The 26,317-nt window shown below is 65.9% G+C and carries 22 protein-coding genes; 1 reads left to right on the top strand and 21 read right to left on the bottom strand.

Annotated features, from left to right (window positions below; all coding sequences use genetic code 11):
* Nucleotides 1–44 precede the first annotated feature (44 nt).
* From ACZ7KI_RS33145 to ACZ7KI_RS33055, 19 genes are all read right to left on the bottom strand, one after another.
* Entirely contained in the window at nt 45–878 is an 834-nt protein-coding gene (locus ACZ7KI_RS33145) for a DUF7192 family protein (protein ID WP_470276975.1), read from the bottom strand.
* A 68-nt stretch (nt 879–946) separates the two neighbouring features.
* Nucleotides 947–2,140 carry an AAA family ATPase gene (locus tag ACZ7KI_RS33140; protein ID WP_470276974.1) on the bottom strand — a complete coding sequence of 398 codons (1,194 nt, stop codon included), beginning with the start codon at nt 2,138–2,140 and terminating at the stop codon, nt 947–949.
* A 1,653-nt stretch (nt 2,141–3,793) separates the two neighbouring features.
* Entirely contained in the window at nt 3,794–6,535 is a 2,742-nt protein-coding gene (locus ACZ7KI_RS33135; protein ID WP_470276973.1) for an ATP-dependent DNA helicase, read from the bottom strand.
* Between the two features lie 5 nt (nt 6,536–6,540).
* The gene (locus tag ACZ7KI_RS33130; RefSeq protein ID WP_470276972.1) at nt 6,541–7,659 is read right to left on the bottom strand and encodes an XRE family transcriptional regulator; all 1,119 of its coding nucleotides are present in this window, start codon (nt 7,657–7,659) and stop codon (nt 6,541–6,543) included.
* Nucleotides 7,652–8,344 carry a hypothetical protein gene (locus ACZ7KI_RS33125; protein WP_470276971.1) on the bottom strand — a complete coding sequence of 231 codons (693 nt, stop codon included), beginning with the start codon at nt 8,342–8,344 and terminating at the stop codon, nt 7,652–7,654. The genes ACZ7KI_RS33130 and ACZ7KI_RS33125 overlap by 8 nt, the downstream gene beginning before the upstream one ends.
* Nucleotides 8,345–8,541: 197 nt before the next feature.
* Nucleotides 8,542–11,454, bottom strand: a complete 2,913-nt coding sequence (locus ACZ7KI_RS33120; RefSeq protein ID WP_470276970.1) for a BTAD domain-containing putative transcriptional regulator — start codon at nt 11,452–11,454, stop codon at nt 8,542–8,544.
* Nucleotides 11,451–11,864, bottom strand: coding sequence for a hypothetical protein (locus ACZ7KI_RS33115; RefSeq protein ID WP_470276969.1), 414 nt, complete (start codon nt 11,862–11,864; stop codon nt 11,451–11,453). Before ACZ7KI_RS33115 ends, ACZ7KI_RS33120 begins: the two co-directional genes overlap by 4 nt.
* Nucleotides 11,861–12,274, bottom strand: coding sequence for a TadE/TadG family type IV pilus assembly protein (locus tag ACZ7KI_RS33110; protein ID WP_470276968.1), 414 nt, complete (start codon nt 12,272–12,274; stop codon nt 11,861–11,863). The genes ACZ7KI_RS33115 and ACZ7KI_RS33110 overlap by 4 nt, the downstream gene beginning before the upstream one ends.
* Before the next feature lie 32 nt (nt 12,275–12,306).
* On the bottom strand, nt 12,307–12,714 hold the full coding sequence (locus ACZ7KI_RS33105; RefSeq protein ID WP_470276967.1) for a TadE/TadG family type IV pilus assembly protein: 408 nt from the start codon (nt 12,712–12,714) through the stop codon (nt 12,307–12,309).
* A 62-nt stretch (nt 12,715–12,776) separates the two neighbouring features.
* A complete protein-coding gene (locus ACZ7KI_RS33100) occupies nt 12,777–13,106 on the bottom strand; it encodes a hypothetical protein (protein WP_470276966.1) in 330 nt (109 codons plus the stop codon).
* Between the two features lie 137 nt (nt 13,107–13,243).
* Nucleotides 13,244–13,498, bottom strand: coding sequence for a hypothetical protein (locus ACZ7KI_RS33095; protein ID WP_037307034.1), 255 nt, complete (start codon nt 13,496–13,498; stop codon nt 13,244–13,246).
* A gap of 16 nt (nt 13,499–13,514) precedes the next feature.
* Nucleotides 13,515–14,498: a hypothetical protein gene (locus ACZ7KI_RS33090; protein WP_470276965.1), complete on the bottom strand. Its 984-nt coding sequence runs from the start codon at nt 14,496–14,498 to the stop codon at nt 13,515–13,517.
* 82 nt (nt 14,499–14,580) lie between these two features.
* Nucleotides 14,581–15,486, bottom strand: a complete 906-nt coding sequence (locus tag ACZ7KI_RS33085; RefSeq protein WP_470276964.1) for a type II secretion system F family protein — start codon at nt 15,484–15,486, stop codon at nt 14,581–14,583.
* Entirely contained in the window at nt 15,483–16,388 is a 906-nt protein-coding gene (locus ACZ7KI_RS33080; RefSeq protein ID WP_470276963.1) for a type II secretion system F family protein, read from the bottom strand. The genes ACZ7KI_RS33085 and ACZ7KI_RS33080 overlap by 4 nt, the downstream gene beginning before the upstream one ends.
* A complete protein-coding gene (locus ACZ7KI_RS33075) occupies nt 16,385–17,773 on the bottom strand; it encodes a CpaF family protein (protein WP_470276962.1) in 1,389 nt (462 codons plus the stop codon). The genes ACZ7KI_RS33080 and ACZ7KI_RS33075 overlap by 4 nt, the downstream gene beginning before the upstream one ends.
* A gap of 131 nt (nt 17,774–17,904) precedes the next feature.
* The gene (locus ACZ7KI_RS33070; protein WP_470276961.1) at nt 17,905–18,732 is read right to left on the bottom strand and encodes a hypothetical protein; all 828 of its coding nucleotides are present in this window, start codon (nt 18,730–18,732) and stop codon (nt 17,905–17,907) included.
* A 42-nt stretch (nt 18,733–18,774) separates the two neighbouring features.
* Nucleotides 18,775–19,473, bottom strand: coding sequence for an SAF domain-containing protein (locus ACZ7KI_RS33065; RefSeq protein ID WP_470276960.1), 699 nt, complete (start codon nt 19,471–19,473; stop codon nt 18,775–18,777).
* A 79-nt stretch (nt 19,474–19,552) separates the two neighbouring features.
* Nucleotides 19,553–20,017 carry a hypothetical protein gene (locus ACZ7KI_RS33060; protein WP_470276959.1) on the bottom strand — a complete coding sequence of 155 codons (465 nt, stop codon included), beginning with the start codon at nt 20,015–20,017 and terminating at the stop codon, nt 19,553–19,555.
* Nucleotides 20,018–21,143: 1,126 nt separating this feature from the next.
* A complete protein-coding gene (locus ACZ7KI_RS33055) occupies nt 21,144–21,782 on the bottom strand; it encodes an A24 family peptidase (RefSeq protein WP_470276958.1) in 639 nt (212 codons plus the stop codon).
* A gap of 299 nt (nt 21,783–22,081) precedes the next feature.
* Between ACZ7KI_RS33055 and ACZ7KI_RS33050 the strand changes: the two genes are divergently transcribed.
* Nucleotides 22,082–22,483: a winged helix-turn-helix transcriptional regulator gene (locus tag ACZ7KI_RS33050; protein WP_465330953.1), complete on the top strand. Its 402-nt coding sequence runs from the start codon at nt 22,082–22,084 to the stop codon at nt 22,481–22,483.
* Here ACZ7KI_RS33050 and ACZ7KI_RS33045 read toward each other — a convergent pair whose 3' ends face one another.
* Both ACZ7KI_RS33045 and ACZ7KI_RS33040 read right to left on the bottom strand, forming a co-directional pair.
* Complete coding sequence (locus ACZ7KI_RS33045; RefSeq protein WP_470276957.1) at nt 22,484–25,144, bottom strand: MFS transporter; 2,661 nt, start codon at nt 25,142–25,144, stop codon at nt 22,484–22,486.
* A gap of 188 nt (nt 25,145–25,332) precedes the next feature.
* On the bottom strand, nt 25,333–26,070 hold the full coding sequence (locus tag ACZ7KI_RS33040) for a sigma-70 family RNA polymerase sigma factor (protein WP_470276956.1): 738 nt from the start codon (nt 26,068–26,070) through the stop codon (nt 25,333–25,335).
* Nucleotides 26,071–26,317 lie beyond the last annotated feature (247 nt).

The raw sequence follows: 26,317 nt of genomic DNA, 5'->3' as shown, positions 1-26,317 counted from the left end.
ACCGTGCGGCACCGAGACAACACAGTCACTTGTCGAAAGAATTTTCAGCTGTCCAGTATGCCGAGTTCGCGCAGATGGGCCAGCAGGGCTTCCCTGGCTTCGGGAACATCGTCATTTGACCTGACGGCAGGCAGATAAATCGCCCCTTTCTCCAAGTCCCGCTTAGGATCTAGAGGAGTTCCATAGGAAGCGCCAACGGCTAGCGCCTCTTGGAACCGTTCAGGAACTTCATGCATTGCCGGGATAAAAAGAGTGCGAAGCACGGCCGGATGAGAGTAGGCAAACATGATCAATGCTGGGTCCAGGGCATCGTTGGGGCCCTTAACCTTAGCGCGGAATCGTCCCTTAGTTTTTCCATCCGGACCTTGACTGCTCACGTCAACCCACAGTTCAGTTGCAAAACCCAGTTTGGAGAGAGCGAAAGCCAGAGCTGCGATGCCGTGACCGCGCTTCTTGATAGTTTCACCCGATACTGCACCGCTGTAGGATGCTGAGGCACACAGTACGATTACACGGCCTGATCGCGCGGTTTGCGTGATTTCATAGTCAATCATGTTGTCCGGCTCACCTGCGAGATACCGACCTACGTCGACCTCACAACCTGAGACGTCCCACATTGGCCGAAAGCTTGTTAGGTTGTGCTCTTGCTCGACCAGTTCGACCGCGTCGGATGCGACGTCCATTGCCGCACTAGATTCACTTAGCCATCCGTCAGAAACCAATGTACGTAAATCGTCAAGGGTATCTACACCATGCCATTCCTCACACAATTCCCGACTGCGCAAATAGAGATCTAGATTGCCAATCCCTACCGTCGCCAGTTCGCCTACCGACTCGTAAACGTGCACGATCTCTCTAGCGCTTTCACTGGCTCTCATTACTCAAACTCCTTCGACGGACTCTGCCTAGGAATCACAACCGAACCGGACGACCATGCCACCGAACGTCACCTATTGGAACTGAGCTTGTTCCAATCTTTTTCGCTCATTCCACGATGGATGCGAGACTCAACAGCCGAGTCCCACGACTTACCAGCGGCAAGCAATCGGCACATGCCCACGCTCGCGCGAGGGGAGATGACAACCGACATAGCGCGCTCTTCCGCGTTTTTGCGCAGGGTTCGCACGAATTTGAGGACCTTGTCAATCAGGACTTTGTCGAGTCCCGTTGCGAGACATAGCGAGGATTCCAGCGCTTCGTCTACATTGATTGTTTCAACTGAGAAGCGATCGAGCGTAGCCGCGTCGATTTGCTGCCGACCGACGTAGGCCCGATCTGCCCCACGTCCATAAGTGTTGGCCGACGCAACACAGCGGAAGTCCGGGTTTCGCTTAACCATCTGGTCAGGGAATGCCATCTGGCCGTTTGCCAAACTTGCATTGATCACAGCCAGAACGCTCGGGTGTCCGTTGTCGAACTCATCGAAGTGAAACACGCCGCCATGCTCGAATGCTTCCCGAAAGAGAGACCTGACGTACTCGCCTTCAGCCTGCATGTATCCAAGTATTTGCGAGGCGGAAGTCATCGGAGAGAGACTGATCGAATAGTACGGTATACCGATGCTCTCGGCTGCTTGCTCCGCAATAGTGCTCTTACCGGTACCTGCCGGACCCACCATCATCACGTGTTCGCCTGCAAGCAGATCAGTGGTGACGTCTGCGAGTCTTTCGTGCGAGTTCGTGATTACCCTGCGCACACCAGTCACGCGCTCGACAACGGTTCGAGTTGGCACGAGGACGTTGTCCAGCTCATGCTTGATCATCGCGGAAACTTCGTCCCGGTCAACCTTAGGCGCAAGGCTCGCAATCAGCGATTGGAACGCCGCAAAAGCATCTCCGCCGCCAGTCAACGGAGCTGCGTGATCGATTGAATTAGTCACAGAATCTCCCTCGTGCACACTCGTCGCCTTGGCCTCGACACTGACATTTCCTGTATCTACCTTGTCCGCCATCGAAGCAACGTCACTGCCGCATTTGTGCGGCTCTCCCGCAGCGTCGATGAGGACCCATTTTCCGGAAGTTTGACATTTTTCGCAGTGGTCACCACCTGACTGCGCCGTATCGTGGGCCCAATACAGCGATTTGTCACCGCATTTCTTGCAACCGCTTCGTATGGTGCGCTTTGAGTGCTTGATAAGCATCTGTCATCAACTCCTAAAATCTTCAGTTCTGGTTCACGAATTTGCACCTTCTGCCGGAATCGAACCGGTCTACAGTCATTGGAACTGAAGGCTTCCTAGCCAGAAGGCCCCCGGAAAGTCCGGTATTCAAGTGCCGCGCGAAAACCCGACTTGCTGCTTACGCTGCACGCAGTAATGACTTTGCGACGTAGCCGCGCTTACGATCCGCTAATCTCTACGACATGCACGTTGAGCGCTGTCACCGCTCAACACATAGGCCATCCACCAGGGGCGAGGCACTGCGCTTTCAATGGCCGCATTTGGATAAGGGTCGGACAAGTCGACGACCTAATCCGGCGCGGAGGCGACCCGCTTAACGTTTTTGCGCATCCGATCTACAACAGCGGACACGGGCCTTGAAAGCTAAGCTCACTATGTATGTGTCAAGCATCTAAACCGCATTAAGCGCGCTTAGGTGCTGCACTGCGAGACATCACAGCGGGTTTTCATTCCTCACCGGACAATGGTCCGGCCGGAATGCGCGATGATGACGCCCCTTCCCTTGCGGTTAGCCGGAATTAGGCCCCACGTCACGCGACTTAAGCGCGTTGCGTGACACGGCAGGACTTCATTCCCCATCTTGACCAGCAAGCGGTTTCCGTTCGAGAGAACGGTGATCTAAGCCCAGGGAGCGGCTCGCAGTGCATGCGGTTTTGAAAGATCAACAGTGATGCGGAGTACTGCTCTTGCGCCAGCCGGAGAACCTCTCCGGCCTCGCTTTCGGCGGTACGTCATCGATATAAGCACCCCGTACGGGGATATGCAAGATTCCCCGTACATGGAAAGTTGCACTTCAGACTAAAAGCGCAGGTCAACGGCGGAAGTCAGAGAATCAACGTCACTCGATTGGGGCAGCGCGAGATGCCGCCCCGGGCGCCAGGAGCCGATACAGTCGGAGGCACTGCCGGGCGCGATACGCGCTTAAGCGTCGCGTCTCGATCAGTACCCGGACCCAAACTGGACTCGTTTAGGTACGGGCCCATGTCAAGCCCTGAACCCGTGAGCTAGGCAGAGTCCCGTTAGCGTCTAGCCGAGCACTAAGGGCGCCTTAGGTGTATTTAGCTGACCACAGGGAGCGCTTAGCGGCCGCTAAGCGTCGTTCCCTATCTCAAGCAACGGCCAGTTGGTCCATAGTGGACAGTCATGCGCGCAGGACAGCACGGCGGCCAGCAAGCCGCCCCGCGGCCAGTGGCTGGCGGGGCGGAAGAATACTTCGGATGTCGGGAAGCCCCTGGCATGCGAACGCAACCATCGCGCCCAACGTCACCGCCGAATCCAAACAGACGGAAGCCGACCACCCACCCGACAGACTGTTCAGATGCCTGCTGGCACCGAAGTTGGGAGGCACAGAGGAAAGGGTGCCGACGTACCTGTGCTGCGACAAGCACGTTCCCTGCCCCTTCCGCCCTAGCCGGTCCCCGGAGAGGAAGGCGGAAAGGAAGCTGGAAAGGTAGCAGGACAAGCGCGTGTGGAACGCTGCGGATCCTCCGGCGGGACCCCGCGTTGGTGCCGCAGCTCTTGTCTTCGACGTCACGATCCTCTCGGCCTGTCCAGCACGCACTTCGGCCGGCGATGCGTCGAGGGCGGACTCAGCAAGAGGTCCCGGCGCACCCGCTATGGCCGGAGGCGCTCCTTCTGGCGCCTCGGCGGGGACTCAACAGGGATGACACCCCGGCGTGCCTTCAGCAGGCTCTCGTCCTTCGTCCTCTCGCGCACCGCTAGCCGGCTCAGGATCCGTTGCTGCGTCTCTGGCGTCCAGAAGACACCGAGCCGACGTCTGGCCCGCGTGATCGCCGTGTAGAAGATGCTGTGGGAAATCCGTTCCTCGTTGGCGTCCGTGATGACCACCTTGACCGAGTCGTATTCCAAGCCCTGTGCTTTGTGGATCGACACGGCGTAGGCGATCTGGAATGGCACCAACGTGTTGACGTCGTCGTCATCGTCGTCCGAGTTCGGGCGCTCAAAGACGTCGAACTGGACGATTGAGCCCTCGACCCACCGCAGGTCGGTAGCGAGCAGATCACCCTCGGTAATCTCGCGTTCGAGGTCGACATCGAACGTGATGCGTCCGGGCACGCGGTCGATGGCAGTGATCATGCCTTTCAAGTTGTTGGAGATGACCGGACGGAAGCGCTCGGTAGCGTTGAACAGCACCGGGTCGCCGACCTTGTAGGTCGCCTCACCCCAGGTCACGGCGGGGCTCGGGTTGCTCGCCTGCAGGAACCGGTTGACGTTGTTGATGCCGTAGAGCCCGTCGTAGTTCAGGCACAACACGATTTCGTCGTCGCTTTCACGCAGGAAGAGCGCATCGCCCAGAGTTTTCGAGTAGCCGTTTTTGGAGAGCGACTCCTCGATCCGGTCGTCCAGGTTCCGCACCCGGTCCCACAAGGTGAGCAGGGCACCGTCTTCCGTCCGCCAAGGCTCGGTCAGTTCGAAGACCGACTCTTTGGAGACGTAGGAGCGGGCAAGGCCGAACCAGTTGCCGAACTGAATCGACTCGATCTGGTAGACGTCACCAACGAGCACGAGCAAGTCGAACGTCGCACTGTCGAGCACCTTCAGCAGATTCGCGTTGTCTACAGTGCTGCACTCGTCGATCACAACCACGTCGTAGCTCGAGCCTACTGACTCACTCCTGTTGATGTGACTGGTGATCGTGCTGAAGGCGGAATTCGGCGCATGCACTCGACGCTTCAGGTTATCGACGGCCGGGTGGGTGTGCGCCAGGAAGAGCTTCCGCTCGGTCGAGAAATAGCTGGCGATGTGGTCGACCATGGTGGATTTCCCGGTCCCTGCCGCACCGTAGAGCAGGGCAACCTTCGAGCTTTCGAAGAGGGCCTTCAGTGCCGAGGCCTTCAGCTCGTCGTCGACTTTGTTGGGGTTCGCATCAAGCCAGTCCTGGACGCCGTCGGCGTGCCCTTCGATGCCCTCGCCCGCGATCGCCTGCAGCTGCTCGATGATGGCCACCGTGTCGTTTTCGTACCCGACGATGAAGACGTGCCCGTTGGCGTAGGCGAGCTTTCGCGGCGCGTGGCGGCTGGTCGGTGGGAGCGACTGGTTGTAGACCTTGATTAGCGCGTCGAGGTCGCCTAGGTCCTCGCACTCGGCGGCCGGTGTGTAGATCGTGCCGTGCTGCTCGACGTTGTTCCTTACGCGGCGCGCCAGCAGCTCGTGCTTGCGGCCGGTTGTATCAAGGCTCTCTGCGAGATCCGCAAACCGCGGGACGTGACCGCTGGGAGCGCTGCAGAAGGGCATCGTGTCGAAGGGCTTGCTCCGCGACGTGAGCCGGAGACCCGACAGCCACCTGTTCGGCGTGGGGTCGTATTGGGCCTTGATCCATTGATTACGCATCTGGAGCAGCAGGTACCGCAGCACGCGGGCCCCCGGCTCGTTCGAGCGGATGAGCGCCCGGGCCTGGTCGAGAGCTGGGAAGATCAGCGGAGTCCGCCGCGAGCCGCCGCAGGCCCAACTGCGGATCCGGTTGTAGCTCGCGTCGGTCATGTCGACGAGGTCGAGCAGGCTCGATCGGGTCCTCGTCAGGTAGCGCATCAGGTTGCGGTACTCGGTGGAACCCGACTGAACTCCCTTAGGCAGTCCGAAGAATCGCGCGTAGTTGTCGAACTCGCAGGGACGTATTGAGACCTCCCACGAACGGATTACCAAGATCGGCATAGTCTGCCCCAACACCGTGATCGATTCGCTCGACAGGTCCAGGTAGGCCGCGTACCTGTCGGTCATGTCGATGTTGGTGAACGCGATCGTACGGTCGAATTTGCTCGTCCGGTTGTGAGCCAACGAGAAGGTGACCTCGTAGTAGATCCGCCCGCCCGAGAAGAAGGGTCGCGAGCTATGGACGTAGTAGCGCTCGCGTCGGTGCTTAGTCCCCGTCGCGCGCGTCGCTTCGATGCGCTCCGCGATCTTCTCGTGGTACTCCCGGAGCGACGGGTCGAGGTCTACGGGGAACAGCTCGAGATTCTCGAGAATCCTCAGGCCGAACTGCTGCAGCGCGAGGTCGCGGGTGCGAAGCAGGTACTCGTAGTACTTGAGCATCAGCCGCTCGGACGGGTCGCCGTCCAACGTGTAATGCGAGGTACTGGCCTGGAGCAGGCTGTGGAACCTGCTCAGTAAACGAAACTTCGCCTTCGCCTTGACCTCGACCAGCGCAGGCTTCACCTGGTCGTAGTGGAACTCGGCGGTGGGATCGTCGAGGTGCGCCCAGACGATGAGCCCCTCGATCATGTTCCGGAGCTGAGCGAGGAGGTTCTGCGACAGAAAACCGCGATTGTCACCGAAACTGGCGATGTTCTGACAGATAACCCCATCGACGCTCTCCACTTGCTGCTTCACCGACGCCACGGCTGTCAGTTTCCTCCGCCGACCAGGCGCAAGACTGGGCGCTGGTCGGCATCGCCGAGCAGATCCCGGACTTGCGCGGTGTTGAGCTTTAGCACCTCAGCGAGAGCAGGAACTCCTGCACCGTGGTCGCTTGCAAGCTCCGCAGCCTTCTTCAGGAGCGATGGCATCTCCCCCGGATACGCACTGGTCGGGTCGGCCCGCGGGTCGTCGGTCATGGCCAGGCGCTGGTAGGCCCGACGTGCCGACGACTCGGTGGTTCGCCCGCGCTCGGCCATCCGACGGACGAGCGACTTCGGCGAGACGCCCCATGTCCGCCCGAGCCTGTCCAGAGCCGCCAAGTCCAGCCGCTGCGGCAGTGCCGCGTCCATGGCAGCTGCCGGCGTCAGGAATTCGGCTGCGAACTCGTCGGCCTCCTTCTCGACCGCAGCGCTGTGGCCGCTGGGGTCGCCGTGCAGGAGCAGGTGTCCGATCTCGTGCGCGATCGAGAACCTGTGCCTGAAGACATTCTCACTGCGGCGGGGCGTGGTGATGATAACCGGCCTGTCGACGATAACGGTCGAGAACGCGTCGACAGCGTCGATCTCGCGCAGCGGCCGCACGGCGACGACGATGCCGCGAGACTCAGCCGTGGCGACAAGGTGCTTCACTGGGCCGTCCGGCAACCTCCAGTGCGCGCGGAGCGCCGCGGCAGCCTCGGACGGCATCGTGCCGGGGGCGAGAACCGGGAGATCGGCCTCGGGCAGCTTGACGTACCGTTCGAGCGCGAAGGTCAGCTCCCACACCAGCGCCGCAGTGGCCAGCGCCTTCTGGCGGTCGCTGACGCGGGCTGATCTCAGGCTGCGGAAGTGTGCGTTCATGGTGTCGATGCGCGCGAGCGGGCGGCCGACACCGAAGAATCCTGGACGGACTTTCAAGAAAGTGGCCAGCCGGTCGAGCACCTCGGGCCGCGGCGAGTTCACACCGGCCTCGTATTGGCCGATCGCTGCCGCTGAGACACCGACCTCTGCAGCTAGGTCTGCCTTGCTTACTCCGAGGCGAACCCGAGCCTGGGTTAGCCGCGCCGGTTCGAACCGGCCGTTTCCCCCAGCCGGGACTTCGAACAGGCCTTGGCCCTCTTCACCCATCGGTCGGCGTCCGGTCCTGCTTCTGGAGTTCCACAACCGGCGCGACCGGCACACCGCTGTCGAACGACTCGACGTCGGAGGCAGCGTCGTAGGCGGCAGGCTCCGGCCTCCAGATGCACTCCTGGCCACGCAACTGGACCTTGCCGTCGCCGTCGAGCACGGCGACAGCCCATTCGATCGACCGTAGTCGCTGCGGCGTGGACTCGACCATGACCAACACCAACGGCATCGTGTCACCAACCGCCCTGAGCATGGGGCCGATCTCGCTCTGATCCGAGGCGTCATGGACAGGCTCAGGATCGTCCGCCAGGCTGGGCTCCCACAACGTGGGGTCGGGGGGAACGGTCATGAATCCGTTCTTTCGGGTCGGGCTCGATGCGAACTCGCTCACCGCATTCGGGTTGTTCGCCATGCGCCAGACGTACACCAAGCTGTCGTTGACGATCGGGACCTTGTGTCCCCCGGGAGCCAGCTTGCAGGACCGGAAACCCCGTCCCTTCAGTGCTTCACAGGTGTCGTCCAGCAGGTCCCGCCATTGGCTGCCGAACCCCATCGCGTACCGGGACTCGGAGACGACGTGCGCCTCGGCTGCGAGACCGTGCCGTGCCCGTATGATCTTAATGAGCAAGTCGCGCAGGCCGGCAGCAGAAGAGCCGAGAGCGTCGGCGGGTGAGTGCGGAACCATGGGTCGCCCTCCTGAAGCAGGTGTCCAGGCCGCGGCTCGGTCGGGACGCAACTTCAGTATTGCACACGATTCGCGCACTATTGCTTTAGCTGTTCGGCGTGTCTGCTGATAGTCCAGACGCGCTGGCAGCACAGCAGTTGCAACTCGAGCTCCGCAGATGGACACGCGAGGGACCGTGGCCAGTTCTTGCGTCCGAGTCAGCCAGCTTTTTTGACCGGTATGTCGTTCCTCGGTTGCTGAAGTGCGGCTGCGAGGGTGGCGGTGTCGCGGGCAGGGTGCTCGCCGAGTTCGGAGAGCACCGTGGCGAGGAGCCGCAGCGTGCGCGGGATGCTGTCGTACTGGCCGAGACGGGCTTGGGTGCGCATGAGGTCCCGGTAGATCGCTTCGTTGTAGGGGTCGAGCCGACGGGCTTGTTCCAGCAGGGCGAGAGAGTGTTCGGGCGCGTCGCGACGAGTTGCGCGGATCAGGGTGCTGAACGCATCGAGGACGTCGCGGCGGAGCGCTTCGCGGGGTCCGTCGATCCAGTCTGCGGTGATGCCTTCGGCGAGGTCTCCGCGGTAGAGCGCGATCGCGGCGTTCAGCGCCTCGGTGGCCTCCGCCGGTGCGCTGGTTCGGCTGGCGGTGAGCGCGTCGTGCAGCTGCCAGAGATCGACGGTCACGAGCCGTTCGTTGAGGGCGTAGTGGCCGTCCTGGGTGGTGATGATGTCGAGGGCGTCGTTCTCGGTGGCGCGGCGGAGGCTTCGGCGGAGCTGGGACAGGGTTGCGTGGAAGGTGTTGTAGGGGCGATCGGCCGGTGCGTCGGGCCAGAGCGCGGCGCTGAGGGTTTCGCGGCGGCAGCCTTCGCGGTGCAATGCCAGGTAGACGAGGATCTCGCGTTGTCGCGGCGCGAGCGCTTCGACGAGGTCGTGCGGTTCGGGGCCGCTGCGGGTCAGGCGGAGACGGCCGACTACCTGCAGCCGCAGCGACCGAGCCGGGGATGGGTCCGCGTTGTGGGTCTCTGCTGGCCCGATGTTCTGTTGTGTGCTTGCCGGTTCCGTTTCGGGGTCGTGTTCGGGACCGGCTTTACTGAATTCGTAGTCGAAGACGGTCGTCGCCACGGGTTCGACGGGCGCGTGGTGCTGTGACGGTTCGGCTCGGTCGGGCTCGGCGGCGTGGAGCAGTGTGAGCAGGTCGAGGGCGTCGGCGTCTGGGAGCGTGAAGAGACGCGCGCCGGCGAGGTTGCCGGTGAGTGCCGGGGAATCCGTGTCGACGATGCCGTCACCGGTCACGCGCACGGTACCGCCGGGACGCCACGAGCCGAGGAGCAATCCTGCGAGGCCGAGGCGGGCTCCGGTCTCGAGGATGGTGTGCAGGCGCCGATCGGCGTCCGCGCTGGGCGCGGCCACGATGAGAAAGGGCCCGGAACGGCTCGACGGGCGAGGTGTCTGGGTATCCGGGTCATTCCCGGCGAGGCTCTGGCCGTGCGTGCGGGCGAGCAGTTCGGCTTCCAGAGCGTCGAGAGCCGCGGGCAGGGCGTCGACGATTCTCAGCCGTTGCGGTACGTGGTCCGGGAGGGCGTCCCCGAACAGGGAGCGGGCGACTGGGCGTGGGATGACGATCGTGGCGTCGAGGCCGTCGCTGGCGGCTTGCGCAAGCAGGGTGACGATGAGGGCCCGCGCGGCGGAGCGGGCGCCGGGACCGACGAGCCCGAGGCCTTGTGCCTGGGCGAGGTCGAGCGCGACGGTGTGGCCGTCCCGGATGCCGACCGTGGTCCCGGGTGTCGTCGGGTGTGCGGCGCGGACGACGGCCTTAGCTCGGTCGCGGGTGTCCAGCTCGACCTGCCGGGTGTGTCGGGAGTTCGTCGGTTCGGTCGCCGGAGTCTCCTGGTCGGCCGGAGGTTGCGTGGCGACGTCGTGAGCGATGCGCAGCGCGCGCACGACCGGCAATCCAGTGGGATCGCCGTCGGTTCGGACACCAGGCCGGTACCACCGGCGACGTCGCATTCGGACCGTGACCGTCGCCAAGGTGATCAGAGCGGCCAGTCCGAGGCCGACGAACGCCCCACCCGGCAGCGACACACCACTGTCTCCGGACGCCACGGGCTTCTGCAGTTCGTCCCCGGGTGTGGGCGGTGGTGTTTGGCCGGTTGGGGGTGGATCGTCCGGGAGTTCGGATGCAGGCACGCTCGGCGGTGGTTCCTGGGTTTCTGCCGGTAGTGCGGTTGGCGCGGTGGCAGGCAGGGCGAGCGTCCAGCCGGGGAGGAGCTGGTCTGGGTGGCGCAGGGCACGGCCATCGGGCTGGGGCCGCCCGGCGTTGAGGTCAAAGAGCACGCGCCAGGCGTCCGGGTCGCCGAGGTGGCGCTCGGCGATGCCGGAGAGGGTGTCCGCTGGCTGCACGGTGACGGTCCGTCCGATCTCCGAGGGGGTGGCCTGGCGCTGGGGAAGACCGGCGGCGTCTAGCGGGAGCAGCAGGGTCCAGGCGGGTTCGAGGTCGTCCGGGTTGCCGGCGAGCAGCCCGGGGTTGAGCCGCACGATCTCGTGGTACCGCCTGCCGTCGCCGAGATGGCGTTCGGCGAGGTCCCACAAAGTGTCGCCGTGCACAACCGTGTACGGGACCGTGTCGTTCGTGGTTGTCGTCACCGTGCCCGCGGCGGAATCGCGGGTCGCGCTGGCCAGGTTCGGATGAGGCCGTGGTGGCGCGGTGGCCGCGGTCGGTGTGGCGGGGAGTCCGGACGCTGCCGCGGTGCCCGCGGACGTGGCGATAAGGACAGCGGCGACGAGCCCGGCGATCCACCGGCCTGTCGGGATCCGCCGCAGCGGGCCGCGGGCGGCTCGGCCGGTCTGGCGGATCACTTCGACGATCACGGACACGGTGAGGGCCAGCCAGCCCGTCCATGCCACGGCGACGATCAGCCAGATCACCAGGTCGCCGGTAATCCACGCCCAGCGCAGCGTGGCCCAGATCTGCTCGGGCCACTGGGTGATCTGTACCGGGTCCGGCCAGCGGTCGGGAATCAGGCGGGCGGGATCGGCGCCAAGGGCCAGGAGCCCGCTCGGGATACCGGCGACGAAGGCGAGCAGAGCCAGCGCGGCGAGCGTGCCGCGAAGCCGCTGAGCCGCCCGGGAGGTCATGGGAGGCCGCCGTCGCGGGTGCCGACGCCGAGTTCGGCCAGCGCGGTACCGGTGGCCTGGACGGTACGGTCGAGCAGTCCGATGGGCGCGGGCTCGGTGACCGTGACCGTCACGCGGACCGTGCGGGTTCCGGTCATGGTGACCTGGCCGGGGTGCCCGGTACGGGCGAGGTAGTCGCCCGCGGTGCGGGCGGCCGTGGCGGTGTCGATGCCGACCTGCGGGCTACGGGTGTCCACGGCCGTGTTGGCGGCGCGGGCGGCTTCGGCGGCCAGGGCGTCGGCGCGGGCGATGGTCCGCAGCCGGGCGGAGCCGTCGACGACCAAGGCGAGCACGAACAGCAACGCGGGCACCAGGACCGCGATCATCACGCTGAGCGACCCGGCATCCTGTGGCCGTGCCGCGGTGATCATGGCCGTCCCCGGTACGGATCGGCGGGGCTGGTGAACGAACTGGTGATCATGCGAGTACCGCCGGGGACGGGGAGGGCGAGGTCGCTGAGCGCGACACGGCACGTCACACTGGCCCTCACCAAGCCTGCGCGGCCGACGGCGATCTGGCTGGCGTCGACCGACACACTGGTTTCCTGGCAGGTAATGCCCTCACGCCCGAGACGCTCACGAGCCACAGCCGCTCCGGCCTGCTGTGCCGAGTGAGGGCTGCGGGCGATCGACGCGGCGCGTGCAGCCGCGGTGGCGGCATTGTCGACGGCTTGCTCCGCGGAGCTGACACGGGCACCCGCGATGATCAGCAGCCCCACGATGATCACGGCGGGCACGAGCACCGCGGCTTCGACGCTGACGGAACCCGTATCTGTCCACAACCGACCGAGACGAAGCGCACGTGCTTGGCGAGTCACGAGCCGCCCCCGGTCAACGACGTCGTGAAGCGCTCCTTGACCGCTCGCGCGGTCACTTCGACCCCGATATCAAGGCCCGGGATCGGCAACAGCCGGACCGTCGTGCCGGACACCGCGACCTGGACAGTGTCAGCGGTCATGGTGGCACGAACCTCGGGTGAGGTCAGGACACCGCGGCCTGCGCGGTCGGCGAACGACCGTGCGGCGGCGGCCGCGACGGGTTGCGTGGCGCCGACAGGACGCCCGGCGTCCACACCGGCCTGTGCCGCCTGAGCGGCCACGGAGTGCGCGTGCCACCACAAGCCGCCTTGCACCACAGCGAGAATCAGCAGCAACGCCAACGGAAACAGCACGGCCAAGCCGACGGACTCCGCTCCCCTGTCGTCGTGAAGCCGTGCCCGCACGAATACCCGACACCGTGTCCATAGTGGCCGGTCGTCGTGACGGAGAGGGAATGTTGATGTCGTCACGACGCTACCGCCGGGAGAGGAACGGTGCCGCCGCGCGCGAGTGGAATGTCCTGCGCGGCGGCGACGTTGGTGTGCGCTGGCTGGAGTGAAGCGGCCGGCTTCCGGGCTTGGGTGGTCTTCGCAGGATTCGTTCCGGTGGACTTCTTCCGCTTGGCGCGTCCGGGTTTGGCGTTGTTGAGCCAGCGGGCGAGCTCGGTTGCGGGGACGTCGGTAAAGGCGGCCAGCTCGTCGATCTCGATCACGTCGCCGGACTCGGCCAGCACCTCACCCAGCTCGCGTTCGATGCCGCCGAGTTGCTCGGCCAGCTCGGCGTGGCGATCTGCCAAGTCACCGACGCGCCGTGCCGCGGCGGACCTCCTCTCACTCCGAGCAGTGTCTGCTATTTCGACACGTCGTTCGATCTCCTCAGCGGTCGGCATTGTGTGGCCTCCTTTGCAGTTAAGGGCTTCCTGCACATACAGGTTCACTTGATCTGGCCTTGGTAAGTCTGGACGGCGGCACGGATGGCGAAGCCAAGCCCGATGGCCACGGCGAGGCCGATCGCGACGAGGACCGCCTTTTCCACGGACTCGGATCCGCGGTCTCCCGATGCACGGGCCCGCGTCCACTGGTCTTCTGCAGTGACGACGAAGCTGAGCACCCACACGGTGAGGAACAACCCGAGCCGGGCGCCGCGTCGCCGGACTGTGGTCGCGCAGCGCTTGAGATGGTTAAGCATGAGTCTCGTTCTCCTTTCACGATGAAGTCGTTGGCCTATAAGGCTTACTGGTCGAATTCTTGGTCACGGCTGCCTCCTCGCGGTTAGCCATGTTGCTGATTCGCCCGACCGGAAGGCAACCTGCGCCGGGCCACTCGGACGGAGGTTGCTCCCACGGGAATGCCCCGGAATGCGTGATATCTCGTGCCGCGGTGACGTGAGCGAACACGTTTCGCGGCAACGCGTCGGAGTCCTGCGACAACCTGGTGAGGTGGTCTCGCCCCGGGATGGTGGCCAGCGTGTGACTGACGCGGGCAGCGAGATCGCGTCGCCGGAGTTTCTGTTCCCATGCACGACAGAGCACGACGCACCCTCGCACATGCTGCGCTACCTCCCGCAGGCTCGTATCGACGTCGTCGACCGCTCGCCGCGTCGCGGTGACCAGGTCATCGGTCGTGTCGAGCTCGGCAGCGACCTCCTGAGCAAGAGCGCGGGCCTCGCGGCTGTGGTCGAGGCAGTACAAAGTCCGCCACACCACTGTGTGGATCTCACGCGGCAATGCGGGATCGAGCCAGGCGAGTGCCGGACTCCGGTGCAGCGTCTGTACCCCCGTCAGCAACTCAGCGACCAGTTCACGGGAATCTGCATCCAGGTCATCGAAATCGCGACGCCTGTAGAACTCTCCCCACCGAAGCCGAAGCCGCGGTACGCCTTCGTACTCGAAGGAGGTCTCATTGGCTGGGCGGCCAAGGAGGCGAAAGACACCCAGCACCACGATCAAGGTCAGGAGTCCGATGCCGAACTTCTCGCCGAATCCGTTTCCGCCGCAGGACATCTGAATGGCTAGACCCGCAGCGAGAAGTCCTTTGAGGATGGTCGTTGGGCGAACGAGGCTGAGGGCTTGCCTGCGCCGCCACTTCCGCGGGGTCATCGCAGGATTGAGCAGCACGGTGGCGTAGCCGTCGGGGAGCATGCAGTCGAGTACCGGCGGCACCGTTGCAGGCGATTCTTGGTTGTGCATCAGGCTTCTCCTCCAGCAGGGGCCGATTTCTTTCTCTGAAAAGGAAAGCGGAGATGGCGACGGGGTTCGTCGGGCGTTTTGGCTAGCCCCCTCCTGCAGCCAACCTGATCATGGCGGGGTACATGACCAGGAGCAGGAACGCGACCAGCAGCAGGGCTACGGGGAGCGCGAGTCGTTGGGAGCGGGCGTTGGCGTCGGTTTTGTCGGTGGCCAGCGCGGCGGCGCGCAGGGAGCTCGCTTTGGCGATCAGGGTGGTGTAGATGGCGGCGCCGTCGGCCGCGGTGGCGAGGATGTCGGCCAGGTCGCTGAGTTCGACGACTCCCATGCGTTTCCCCAGCCGGGATAAGGCTTCCCACGGGGTATGACCGGCCTGGGTCGCGCGGCCGAGGGTGCGGCTGATCCGGGCGAACACCCACGAGTCTCCGACGGCGGCGGCCTCCCCCAGTGCCTGACTGGGGGCTCGGCCGGTGGCGCGTTCCTGCGCGACGAGGTCGAGATATGCGGCGGTGGCGCGACGGAATTCCTCCCGCGCCCGAGCGGCGTCTTCCTGCACAGCCAGGACAGGGATTGCCGATCCGGCGGCCGCGCCGGCGAACACGGCCAGCACCACCACCGGGGCGGAAAGGTCGATGCCGCCGAACCAGCTAAGCCCGGCTACCGCGGGCACAGTTCCGGCGGCGGCAGCAGCCCAGGTCAGACGGCGGGCAAGGTAGCGATTGGCGGTCTGATCGAGGACGTCGAGGTCGGCGGCAGGGATGCCCCACCAGCGGTTCGACGACCGGCCGGAGACTCCGGCCAGACGTTCGATCCGGGTCGTCCAGCGGCTGCGTGGCGGCGCTCCGTCAGCACGGCGGGCGGCACGGTCGTCCAGTTCGGCGACCGCGGCGGCCACGTTGACCGGTGCCGGGCGCAGCAGCGCCAGGAGCACGCAGACCAGTGCCAACCCGCCCAGCGCGCCCAACAACGCAGCGGTGATCCCGGGGTTCATCGCGGTACCTCCGCCACGGTGCGCCTCGGTTTCGGTGCCCCGGGAGGGATCCTCGAGGCGGCGCCAAGCAGGCGAGCGGGGCGGCGGGTCCGGGTCAGCAGGTGCATCCACCACCCGGCCGCGCCCAGCAGACCGCCGATCCCGGCCATCACGAGCTGGCCGAGCAGGTCGTTGAACGGGGTGAGGAACTCGTGCGCGAAGACAACCAGGCCGGTCAGCAGGAGCGCGGTGATGCCGAGGATGGCGCGGACATCGGTGCGGGGCTTAGCACGGTCGGCTTCGATGTCGCGGCGGGCGACGACCTCGCGTTCCAGGGCGGTGGCCTTGCTGTCGAGAATGTCGACCAGTCCGCGGCCGCCCGCGCGGGCGCGCAGGATCAGCGCGAGCACGACTTCGTCGGCGGCTTCGTCTCCCACGTCCTCGGCGAAGGCGCGGAGCGCGGCCTCCAGACCGCGGGTCCGCAGCCGCACCGCGAGGGTTTCGATCTCGCCGGCCAGGGCTTCGGGGGCGGTGCGGGCGGAGGTGGCGATCGCTTGCTCCAGTCCGCCGGCGCCGGAGGCCAGGACATCGGCGAGGCGCCGTACCCAGCTGGCGAGGGCGTCCAACCGCGCGATCACCCGCCGGGCGTCGTGTCCGCGGACGAGGATCGGCACCGTCATCGCCGCGGCGACGGTCAGGATGATGGCGACCGGCCAGCCGGTGCCCCACCACACGACCCCGCCCGCGGCGACCGAGACGACGACCCGCCGCCGCGGTACCCGTGCCGCGAACGTCTTCCAGCCCGCGCTGCGCGCCGTGCGCGGTGTCGTCGACCGCGCGGCGGGCGGCTGGAAGGTGGCGACGGCGCAGGCGATCGCCGCCGCCGCGGCGACGCCGAGCAGGCCCGCCCAGACGCCTGTCATCGCCTTCCTCCGTCCGGCAGCTCGGTGGTCTGCCAGGTGCTGGCACCGGCGGTGTCGAACACGTGGCGGTCGAACCCGTGCCTCGTCAAGCGCTCCAGCAGATCACGGCTCGGTGGGTAGGCCGGGACAGCGCGGCCGTCTTCCGGACGCGGGGCGAAGAGCCTGGTGGTGTCCGGTCGGCCGGAATCCCCGACCGAGCCGACCTCGATGACCTCGGTGACGAACCGCTGCCTGCGCCGCCCACCAGCCGTAGCGTGGTCAGCGCGGGCGACGTGCACGACGAGGTCGATCGCCGAGGCAGTCCACTGGTGAGCCGCCTCGATCGCCAGCGGCGGATGAGCGAGCTGCCCGAGCGCGCCGATCCGGTCGAACACCGCCGTAGCGCTCGTGGCATGCAACGTGCACATGCCGCCCGTGGCGCCGTTCCCGAGAGCACGCAGCATCGCGGTCACCTCCCCGGCCCGGACCTCCCCAACGATCACCCTGCTCGGCGAGTGCCGCAGCGTCTGCTTCAGCAGATCGTCCAAGGAGATCTCCCCGATCCCCTCCGAGTTCGCCGGACGGGCCTCCAGCGGTGTGACCAAGGGACGGGCGCCGATGTGCAACCCGAGTTCGTACTCCTCCTCGACCGTGACAACGTGCTCGTAGTCCGGGATCTCCGCGCACAACGCGCGCAGCAACGTCGTCTTGCCCGCGGCCGGGCCACCGGACACGATCACGTTGCAGCCCGCCCGCACCGCCGACCGCAGGAAAGCGCTGAGCAGGAGATCGAGCGTGCCGTTGGCCACGAGATCGTTCAGGCCGACGTCGACCAGGCGGTGGCGGCGGATCGCCACCCGCGGCCGGTCGGACACCTCCATCACCGCGGCCACCCGCGCCCCCAAAGGGCCACCCGCGCCGATCCGCAGGTTCCCCAGCGGACGTCCGGCGTTGAACTCCCGGGAAGTCTGGCCCTGGCGGGCGAACATCGCCGCCAACATCTCCACCAGATCAGCGTCAGTGTCGGCCACGGGGTGCGGCCACTGCTCGACCGTGCCGTCCGCCAGCTCCAGCAGGATCCGGTCACAACCGTGCACGTGAATGTTCTCGACATCGTCGCGCTCCAACAGCTCCTCCAAGGCACCCAGCCCGGACAGTGCCGCGACGACCGCCCGGGTCAGCCGGCGTTCTTCGGCAACAGGCAGCGGCGCGTGTCCGGCGGTCGCGCGGCGTTGCACCCAGCCAGCGACCTCGTCGGCCACGTAGGCACGCATCCGTGCCTGCTGTTCCTCGCCCGTCAGAGGCGTGTCCACATAGGACTCGCCTGCCGCGACACGTTCCAGCCGGGCAGCGACCGCCTCCCGGATCTCCCGAACAACCTCGGGGTCGATCCGCCCAGTCAGCACACTGTCCTGCGGTGGTGTCCGCGGTATCGCTGTTGCAGGCGCCGCCGAGTCGCTGTGAGGTGGCGGCAACGTCACGGAATACGGCGGCATCGCTGGATCACCTGGAGGGCGGAACCCGTTGCGCGGCAACGTCATCGTGCGCCTCCAGAAAGTAGGCGGGAGGGTGCGGCAGTGGCCGGAATGCGCGGTTCGCTCGGCGTGTAGGCGTGGTAGGTGCCGTGCAGGCGCCGCGCGACGCGGCGCGCTGTGCGCAGCAGCGGCGACCGGTGCGGAGGCGTTCCTCCGTCGATGCCGTCGGAGAACACCGCCGCCGTCCGCGCGGCCATCGGGACCTCCACCGCGGCCTCCCGTCCCAGTGCCACGCGGACTTCGCGGGTGCCCGCGGGCGTTGTCGCGCACACGGCCAGCCCCAGCCGTTGCGGCAGAATCCGCTCGGCGAGCTCGGCCAGGACGGGGCGCGCGGCCAGCACATGCCGCTGCGTCGGGCGCACCGCGACCAGCACGAGATCTGCCGCGAGCAGCACCGGCCACGGCGTCGCCGAGCTGAAACGGCCAAGGTCGACCAGCGCGTCAGCCGGATGCCCGGCCACGGTCTTAAACGCGGCCAAAGCCACGGTCAGGCGGGTCCATCCGGCCGTACCGACCGCGGTGTGCTGGCCCGGCGTACACAGCCCGGCCAGCAGGCCGACATGCCGCGCCGGAGGCACCGCCTGCACATGCTCGATCAGCGAGCCCGGGTCCCCGGACGTCGCGTGCCGGGTCGCGATGAAATGCGACAACACACCGACATCAGTACGGAGAAACCCGTTCACCACCCAATGCCCCAGCCAGCCCAGCGCCAGATCGCCCCCGGCAGGGTCACAGTCGGCCAGCAGCACCGGCGCCGGCCACGCCGCCGCCAACGCGGCCAGCGACGTGGTCCCGCCGGGCGATCCCTTCCCCGACACGATCGCGATCATCGCCATCTCTTCCTCACCAATCCCTTCGACAGCCGGTCTCTTTCACGCGCCCGGTCCGAGCTGGACCAAGACGACCTGCCCAGCGGAGGCGCTGGTCGCGGCATGCGCGGCGTCAGCGCCGACGACGACATCAACAGTCACCGCGCCAGTAGAATCCGGCGGGCCGACGCCGAGCACCCGCGCACGAAACGGACCGGACGTGCTCGTCGAGGGCTGCCCAACGTCCGGCCCGCTGCTGGCCGCGATCGGAGTGACCTGCACCAGATCCCCAGCCGATAGACCACGGGACGGTAGATGGCCCGGCCGCACAGGAAGCCCCACCAGCCGCTCACCAGGCCCCGGAATCGGCTGCCCAGACAGCTGCCCAGGCGCCAGCACCGTCCCGGCAGGCAAGATCGACCGTGCGACCTGCCCCACGACGCTGGCTTTGTCACTGACCGGGATGATGGCCAACGGCTGGTCCGGCACTGCCTTGACCACACCGAGATCGCCCTCTCCGATCGTCTGCCCCCAGCTCACCTCACGGGTCAGCACAAGGACATCGACACGGTCGTCCTGCCCCGTGATCAAGGCGTAGTTGCCGAACGCGACCACCGCGGCCAGCACCACCGCAACCCCCAACAACCACCAGCGCCGTCGCCGTGGCACCCGCGGCGACTCGTCATCTCCGGGTTGTTCGGCGAACGCCGAGTCACTGCCGTGCGCCTGCGGTGAGCGCGAAAAAGACAAAGCGGTACCCATAGCGGTATTCCTTCACAATCCAAGAAATGGTGTACGACGGGCTCAGAACGTCATTGAAATGGTTTCGCAGAGTGCGGTTCTAATTGCCGCGCAGGGCCTGAACCTCCGCGACGGCGAACGTCGCTCTCGCCCGGGACTGCATCAGTGGAAAGTCGCCGCCGACGGAACCGGTACCGTCCGAGCCGACCCATGTCACCGACCACTGGATCGCCCACTCCGCGGTGGTCTGATCATTCGGCTGCCCGACCGAACTGCGGGTGTACACGAAACCGCAATCCGGGCTGGCGGCGTGCAGCCCACGGGAACGGTCATACGGTGTTCCCGGCCCCGTACAGGACATCGACCCGCCGGAGCCCGAGTTGAACGTCATCCCCGTCGGCGTCGCGGTCACCTCGGCCCACACCGGACCGGCCTGCACTCGCTCGACCGCCGGTTTCCACACGCTTCGATCGGTCCAGATCCAGGTGTTTTCCCCGACGATCGTGGCGGCCCGGCCATCGGGCAACCGCACGTCCGGCGAATGCCGGGGTACCGGCAACGGCAACCGCAGCTGCTCGAACGCGCGCGCGGCTAGCTCCGCCGGAGTTGGCAGCGGCGGAGCCGCCGGTCCACCTGAAGCCTCAAGTTCGTCGACGGGCAGCGAGGGAAGACAGCGGATCCCGAACGCACTACCACCTGCTCGACCTACGCCAGGTGCGCCACCAACACCGAAACCGCCGAGCGAACAGCCCGCCGGAAGCCCGTCTGACGGCTCCGGTACTCCGTTCCCAGATGCCGCCCGCCGGTCCTGACCCAATGGCTTCCTTCCCGGCCCGCCCGGCCGGACAGGAGCCTGGCCTCTCTGATCCAACGCCCGCATATCGATACTTGGCGGAGCGTATTGACCGAACTGATCCGTGTTGTTAGGGACGACAATGACCTGGCCGTCGTCCTGCGGATTCGGCTGGCTGAGCGCCGCCAGGGCCGGCACTGCGGCATGTCCAACCGTGCCACCGATAACAGCGACGATCCCTGCCGCATAGGCAACTGCGTTCGGAATTCCCATCAGCACGGCCCGCCTGGGTAGTCGAGCTGTGACACTTTCCATCGCCCGTCCGTCATATCGCGAACCATCTGGGCGTGAATGGGGATACGAGGGGAACCGACGGTCTTGCGGTCACCGGTAGTCGCGTCGGCTTGTCCCGAGCGAGATCCGTCCTGGCAGTCCTTCACCGTAGCCCGATCGCCCCGGACATCAACGCTACTGATCCGCGTGGTGACATCCCCGTACGGCTTAACCCCAACCAGCTTGTTTCGGCGCATGGCCTCCAAGGTCGTGGACAGTTGCGGGTCCACCGCCAGGGCGGCCATTGCCGCCCTCCACGTGTCCTCCGGAGAACTCGGCACGGCCAGCGACCGCGGCCAAAACTCGGTGTAAGCCGCTTCGACTGCCTGCCGCTGCTCTTGACCGGATGACGTCGGCGCCGAGGGCACCTGTGTTGGAGCCGACAGAGTGGGCGGCGTCGACGATGTCGGTGCGCCGTCGCCTCCGCACCCTGCGGAAAACAGGATGGCCACGCCGCTCGAGACGAGGGTTAGCAGCCAATAACGCGGGCCGAGGTTGCTCACGGATTCCTCCCCTAGTGATTCTGATGCCGAGCCAGTTCTCGCCAGCACGGTCACAAGAATGTCTATGTCATGAGGACGCTCAGCAGCACTCCGCCGAGCAGCGACGGTCCAGCAGCGAACGTGCAATTCACGCTCTTGGACGACACCGCAACTACGAGAGCGACCACCGCGGTAAGTCCGCTGGCAATCAGCAGGCCGCGCAGTAGGCCGTCCCATCCGAACCAACCGAGGAACAGCGCAAGCGCGCCGTAGAGCGCGGTATCGCCTCCTCCGGTGTGGTCCGGCGCGCAGATCTGAAGCAGTGACGAGAGACCGAACGCGACCACGGCGGACGTGCAGGCGAAGCCGAACCTCGGCCACGCCCCGTCCACGATCGCGACGCCGAAGAAGACTGCAGCGCAACCGCCCGCCAACGCCGTCACCATCGGAAACGGAAGTCGTCGACACCGGAGATCCGTGAGCGCGAGACCGAATCCCAGCGCGCAGACCCAGCACCACGCCAGCCAGCTCGGCGTCGCGTCCAACCGGAGCCAGCCGATCCAGCTCGCCGCCGCCGTCACGGCCGACATCATGGCGGCGACCGCGAACCGTTTCCGCACGCCGGTCACCAGCGTCGTGTTCGTCGTGCGCTCCGCGACGGCAAGTACTGCCGGTCCCGCTACGAAGGTCCCGGCTCCGACTGCGTACTCCACGATCGGCACTGGCGACGCTCCTCGGCGAAGCGCGCAGACCTGAGCGAATCGTCACGGCCTCGCCCTCCTGATCGGTGATGGTGACCGGCTTGGTCCGGCATGCTCGCCGGCGCCGGACCGAGCCGGTCACCTACTTCCGTCCCCGGAGCGGAACGTCCGGGCCCTACCGGTTCTAGCTGGTCAGCCCCGACTATCTGCAAGGTAAGTACGGGCTGAGTCTGGGCTCAGTACGGTGATCTTCACTCGAACAGTGGACACGAGACCGCGGATTCGCACCGGCGCAAGTCCGCTCGTGATAGGCAGAGGCCGTGGCCAACGACTGGGACGTCCCGTACCGCCAAAGCCTGCACGAGGCGCTAGCTCTGCTGTCCGGCCAATGGACAGTGGCGGTCCTGGCCACGCTCGCGCTCGGCGAGCGGCGCTACAAGGATCTGATGGCGGACGTGAACGGCGTCGAAGAACGCGTCGGCTGGGTCTCGCACCCGAAGCCGGTCACGGACAAGGTGCTGACCGACACCCTGCAACGAGCCCGGGACAACGGGCTCGTCGTGCGCCGGGCCGAGGGCAGCCAGATCGGCGGCAGTGTCTGGTACCGGCTCACCCCCAGCGGCAAGGAGTTGCTGCGGGCTCTGCGGCCGTTGGCGACCTGGGCGCAGCAGAATCGCGACAACCTGGCGAACGAGGCCGCCGCAACGACCGATGAGACGTGATCACGTGGTCATCATGCGAACTTGGTTCCGCCCGCCGTCCTTTGCGGCGAACAGGGCCAAATCGGCAGCCAGAAGCACGTCTTCGAGATTCTTACCCGCGTCCGGGTATAGCGCGGCGCCGATCGATGCACTGAGTGGGTGCTGTTCGCCTGCTGCCTGATCGTGAATGCCGTCGACGCGCAGGCCGAAGACGGCCGCGCACGTCCGGTCAGCGACAACACGGAGTTCATCCTGCGTGACGCCGGGAAGAATCACGACGAACTCTTCGCCACCGAACCGGCCGCTGTAGTCCTCCCCGCCAATGTTCTGCAGAACCTGGCCGACGGCGCGGAGGGCTCGATCCCCGGCTTGATGGCCGAAGGAATTGTTGATCCGGCGGAAATGATCGAGATCGATCATCAGGACGCCGACCCTCGTACCGGTGCGTTCAGCTCGCGCGAACTCGGCCTCGGCGAGGGCGTGCCAGGCGGTCGAGTTCAGCAGGCCGGTCTTCGAGTCGATGGTGGCCGCGTGCTCGAACTGCCGGATCAGCACTGACCGGTGCAGCGCATACAGCGGCACGAAGATCAGCACGACGAGCGTGGGATGCATGCTGAGCAGGAGCGCGGTCACGACACCCATGCACAAAGTGGCGAGTTCGAGCGCGTTCTCGCTGAACGGCCCGAGGAGCCGCGTCGCCGTCCGGTCGGGACGCACGATCGCGATAAGAATCGCGGCGATCACTGAGTTGACGGTGAAGTACACGACGACGACCGCGGCGCACGCCAGCGCGTCCGCACCGTCGAACTCGTGCGTCATCGGCACGAGCTGCATCTGCTTGGCGAGCCATCCGGCGACCTGGCAGGACAGGATCACGTTGGCGGCGTTGAACCCGAACCGTGAGGCGAAGGTTCCCGCCACGCCCCGCGAGCACCGCAGCCACAGGTGGACGTACAGAACCACAGCGAGACCGGCGGCGAGCGACGGGGACAAGATGAGAGCGCCCGCGAGCGTCCATACCGACGAGAAATTGACGTGCGGCGTGTCTGCGAAGCGCCTCCGGCGCCGTTCCACGCTGCGCGCCAGCTCGGCCGCGATCACCCCGAGAGCCAGCACGAACAGGCAGACACGGACGTCTGGCCACGAGGGCGGATCAAGAGCCGCGCTAACGCCGACCGCCGCGATTGCGGCCATTTCGATGAACACGACGAACGCACGCGCATACACAGAGTGAGACCAGACAGACCAACCTACGCGTCCGATTGGGCTACCCCCATGCGCGCTCTGTGACTCCCCCTGCATACTGACCGCACTTCCGTTCCCTTCGGAGGAGGGGCCGGTCTCCGAAGTCGCCGCTTCCTGGCCGGCGGGACCTCCTCCTTCAGCCGGACGTCCCGGGAGGAGGCCGCGATGCGTAACAAGGAAGTCTGATGGTCTTCGTGCCGACTGATCGGCTTGTGCAGGCTCGTCCTCGGTGATCCTGACGCGTCGGGGACGAGCCATCTTCCAGGCCGCGCCCACGGCAACGACCAGGACCGTGGCCAGCACGCCCCCCACCGCGATGGTGTAGCCGGGCCCGATCAGTTCCGCGACGACACCGCCGCCCAGGATCGCCACGCCTTGCCCTGCGTAGACAGTGGTGCTGAATTTCCCCATCACGGCCCCGCGGCGGGAATCCGGGACAAGTGCAACGATCATGGGCTGCAAGCGGATCAAGTAGATCGTCGAGAAGACGCCCGAGAGAGCCCACAGCACGATCGACCAGGCGATTCCCGGCAAGAACGCGCAGGCGACGAGCGGCACACCCGCCAGGGCCGCCGGGACCACGACAGCTCGCTGCGTCGGCGTGGCCGACGAGCCGGTCTTGGCCGCCCACCATGCGCCGATGACACTGCCGACGGGATCGGCCGCCATCAGCAGTCCGACCGCGATCGCGCCCGCTCCGAGAGCCCCCGCGTACGGGGCAGCAAGACCTTCGGGCACCACGAAGAGCCCGATCAAGGCCCCCAAGATGAACGGCACGGCCAGCCTCAGGTCGACGCCGCGCCGGTGAGCATCGGCGCCGCCCTCATCGACCGTGCCCTTCTTCGTCGCCGGGACTGGTCGGACACCCACCAAGATGATCAGCGCACTCAGTCCGAAGGTGGCAGCGTCGACGATCAGCGCACCTGACGGGCTGAGCACGCCGACGAGGATGCCGCCGAATCCGAACCCGGCCACCTGGGCGATCTGAACCGTCATCTGGCGAAGTGCAAGGCCAGCTTGGTACCGGTCCTCGCCCAGCACGTCCGGCAGCAGAGCCAATTGCGCCGCCTTGAACGGCGCCGCCGCCATCGTCAGCAGGCCGATCAGGGCCCACAGTGCCCAGAGCGGCATGCCGGGGACGGCCATCGACGCCGCCAATCCCGCACGCACAAGATCGGTCAACACGAGAACGCGCTTACGCGGAAACCGGTCGGCCAGACCAGACAACAGAAACCCGCCGAGCACGGCAGGAACAAACGTCAGCGCGTAGGTCAGGGCGGTCAGTACCGCCGAAGACGTCCGGTCAAAGACGAGAACCGCGAGCGCGACCCTCGCGAGTTGATCACCGAGGATCGATGCGGCTTCGGCCGACCAGAGCGCACGGAACTCACCGACTCTCAACGAGTCGATCAGTCCTGCCCCTCTCACACGCCGCATCTGGCCTCCCCACCACGCGCGGTTTGTGCTCCAGTTCGCCTTAAGGCGTCACACGTCTGGACCAGCCACGGTATGCCCGGAGAGTCGCTGTCTGGATACCATCAGCAAAGGTTCACCCGATCGCAGGTACGGCATCACCCACCGTGTTCAGACTCCGGCCTCGGGCGGACGACTGGAGTCTCGCAGCGCTACCGAGTGCGAACGACAGGATTGAACTCGGCCAGTTCCACCGACGAGGCTCGGCAGGATTCACACTCTGCGAGATGGTGCGCGACCTGGTCCGCTTTACGCTTTGACAAGCCGCCCCGAGTCCAAGCGCCAAGGCAGTCGATTGTGGGAGCGCATCGCCTCGCCTCGGTTTCTCGAAGATGCGCGCCGAGGTATGCCTGACGAAGACCTTCTCGCGCTCGATGCGCCAGGGCCGACACGCCGTTAGCAGTGAGGCCGAACTCAGGTGCGACGTCCGCGGGAGTTCGTCCTTCGACCTCGGTCTCCCAGAGCACGGCTTGCCAACGCTCCGGGAGACGAGCGAACGCCTTCGCCGCACAGACCCGTTCCAGACTGTCCAGGATCGTGTCGCTGAACGGCTCCGGGGCAACGGCCGTGGAAATATCCTCTACAAACCTAAACTTCCGTTCTTGACGTGACCTGTCGTAAGCAAGATGCCTAAGAACGGTTAAGAGATAGGCGCGGAATCTCGCCCCCGGACCTCGCCCAGCGCGCAATACATCCAGAACCTTGCTGAACGCCTCAGATATCAGGTCGTCGGCCTCAATTTCGGAACGCGCAAGTTGGCGCGCAAGGTTACGGGCCGACACGACATGGCGCTCATACAGAGAGCCGTACGCTCGCAGATTCCCGTCGCGAACTTCCTCTGTCAGTCGAAGATCCACACTTTGGTCATGTTCGTAAACTGGCGTGACCATCGCCTGATCAGGCTGACCGCACGCCCCTGCGCTTCGCCCTTCCGTTGCATACTTTGCCGGACAACTCAGTCGGCGCCGCGCGGTCACATTGGCCGGATAACGCGCAGCTGATCGCGATTTCCCATCGCCCGACCCGTCCGAGTGGACGAAGGACGCACAGGGGCTATGCCTGCGCGGATCCTCCCAGCCGCCGCAACAGGAGGCAAGATTAGCCAACACGGGCATACTCCAATTCTTTAGCCGTCGC

This window comes from Amycolatopsis sp. NPDC039088, from assembly GCF_055598845.1.
The sequence above is the reverse complement of the archived record's forward strand: the minus strand, read 5'-3'. Positions and strand labels throughout refer to the sequence as shown.

Coding starts and splice junctions, on each gene's coding strand:
- ACZ7KI_RS33145 (WP_470276975.1), bottom strand. CDS start 878: ATGAGAGCCAGTGAAAGCGCTAGAGAGATCGTGCACGTTTACGAGTCG.
- ACZ7KI_RS33140 (WP_470276974.1), bottom strand. CDS start 2,140: ATGCTTATCAAGCACTCAAAGCGCACCATACGAAGCGGTTGCAAGAAA.
- ACZ7KI_RS33130 (WP_470276972.1), bottom strand. CDS start 7,659: ATGGGTGAAGAGGGCCAAGGCCTGTTCGAAGTCCCGGCTGGGGGAAAC.
- ACZ7KI_RS33125 (WP_470276971.1), bottom strand. CDS start 8,344: ATGGTTCCGCACTCACCCGCCGACGCTCTCGGCTCTTCTGCTGCCGGC.
- ACZ7KI_RS33120 (WP_470276970.1), bottom strand. CDS start 11,454: ATGACCTCCCGGGCGGCTCAGCGGCTTCGCGGCACGCTCGCCGCGCTG.
- ACZ7KI_RS33115 (WP_470276969.1), bottom strand. CDS start 11,864: ATGATCACCGCGGCACGGCCACAGGATGCCGGGTCGCTCAGCGTGATG.
- ACZ7KI_RS33095 (WP_037307034.1), bottom strand. CDS start 13,498: ATGCTTAACCATCTCAAGCGCTGCGCGACCACAGTCCGGCGACGCGGC.
- ACZ7KI_RS33090 (WP_470276965.1), bottom strand. CDS start 14,498: ATGCACAACCAAGAATCGCCTGCAACGGTGCCGCCGGTACTCGACTGC.
- ACZ7KI_RS33085 (WP_470276964.1), bottom strand. CDS start 15,486: ATGAACCCCGGGATCACCGCTGCGTTGTTGGGCGCGCTGGGCGGGTTG.
- ACZ7KI_RS33080 (WP_470276963.1), bottom strand. CDS start 16,388: ATGACAGGCGTCTGGGCGGGCCTGCTCGGCGTCGCCGCGGCGGCGGCG.
- ACZ7KI_RS33070 (WP_470276961.1), bottom strand. CDS start 18,732: ATGATCGCGATCGTGTCGGGGAAGGGATCGCCCGGCGGGACCACGTCG.
- ACZ7KI_RS33065 (WP_470276960.1), bottom strand. CDS start 19,473: ATGGGTACCGCTTTGTCTTTTTCGCGCTCACCGCAGGCGCACGGCAGT.
- ACZ7KI_RS33045 (WP_470276957.1), bottom strand. CDS start 25,144: ATGCGGCGTGTGAGAGGGGCAGGACTGATCGACTCGTTGAGAGTCGGT.
- ACZ7KI_RS33040 (WP_470276956.1), bottom strand. CDS start 26,070: ATGGTCACGCCAGTTTACGAACATGACCAAAGTGTGGATCTTCGACTG.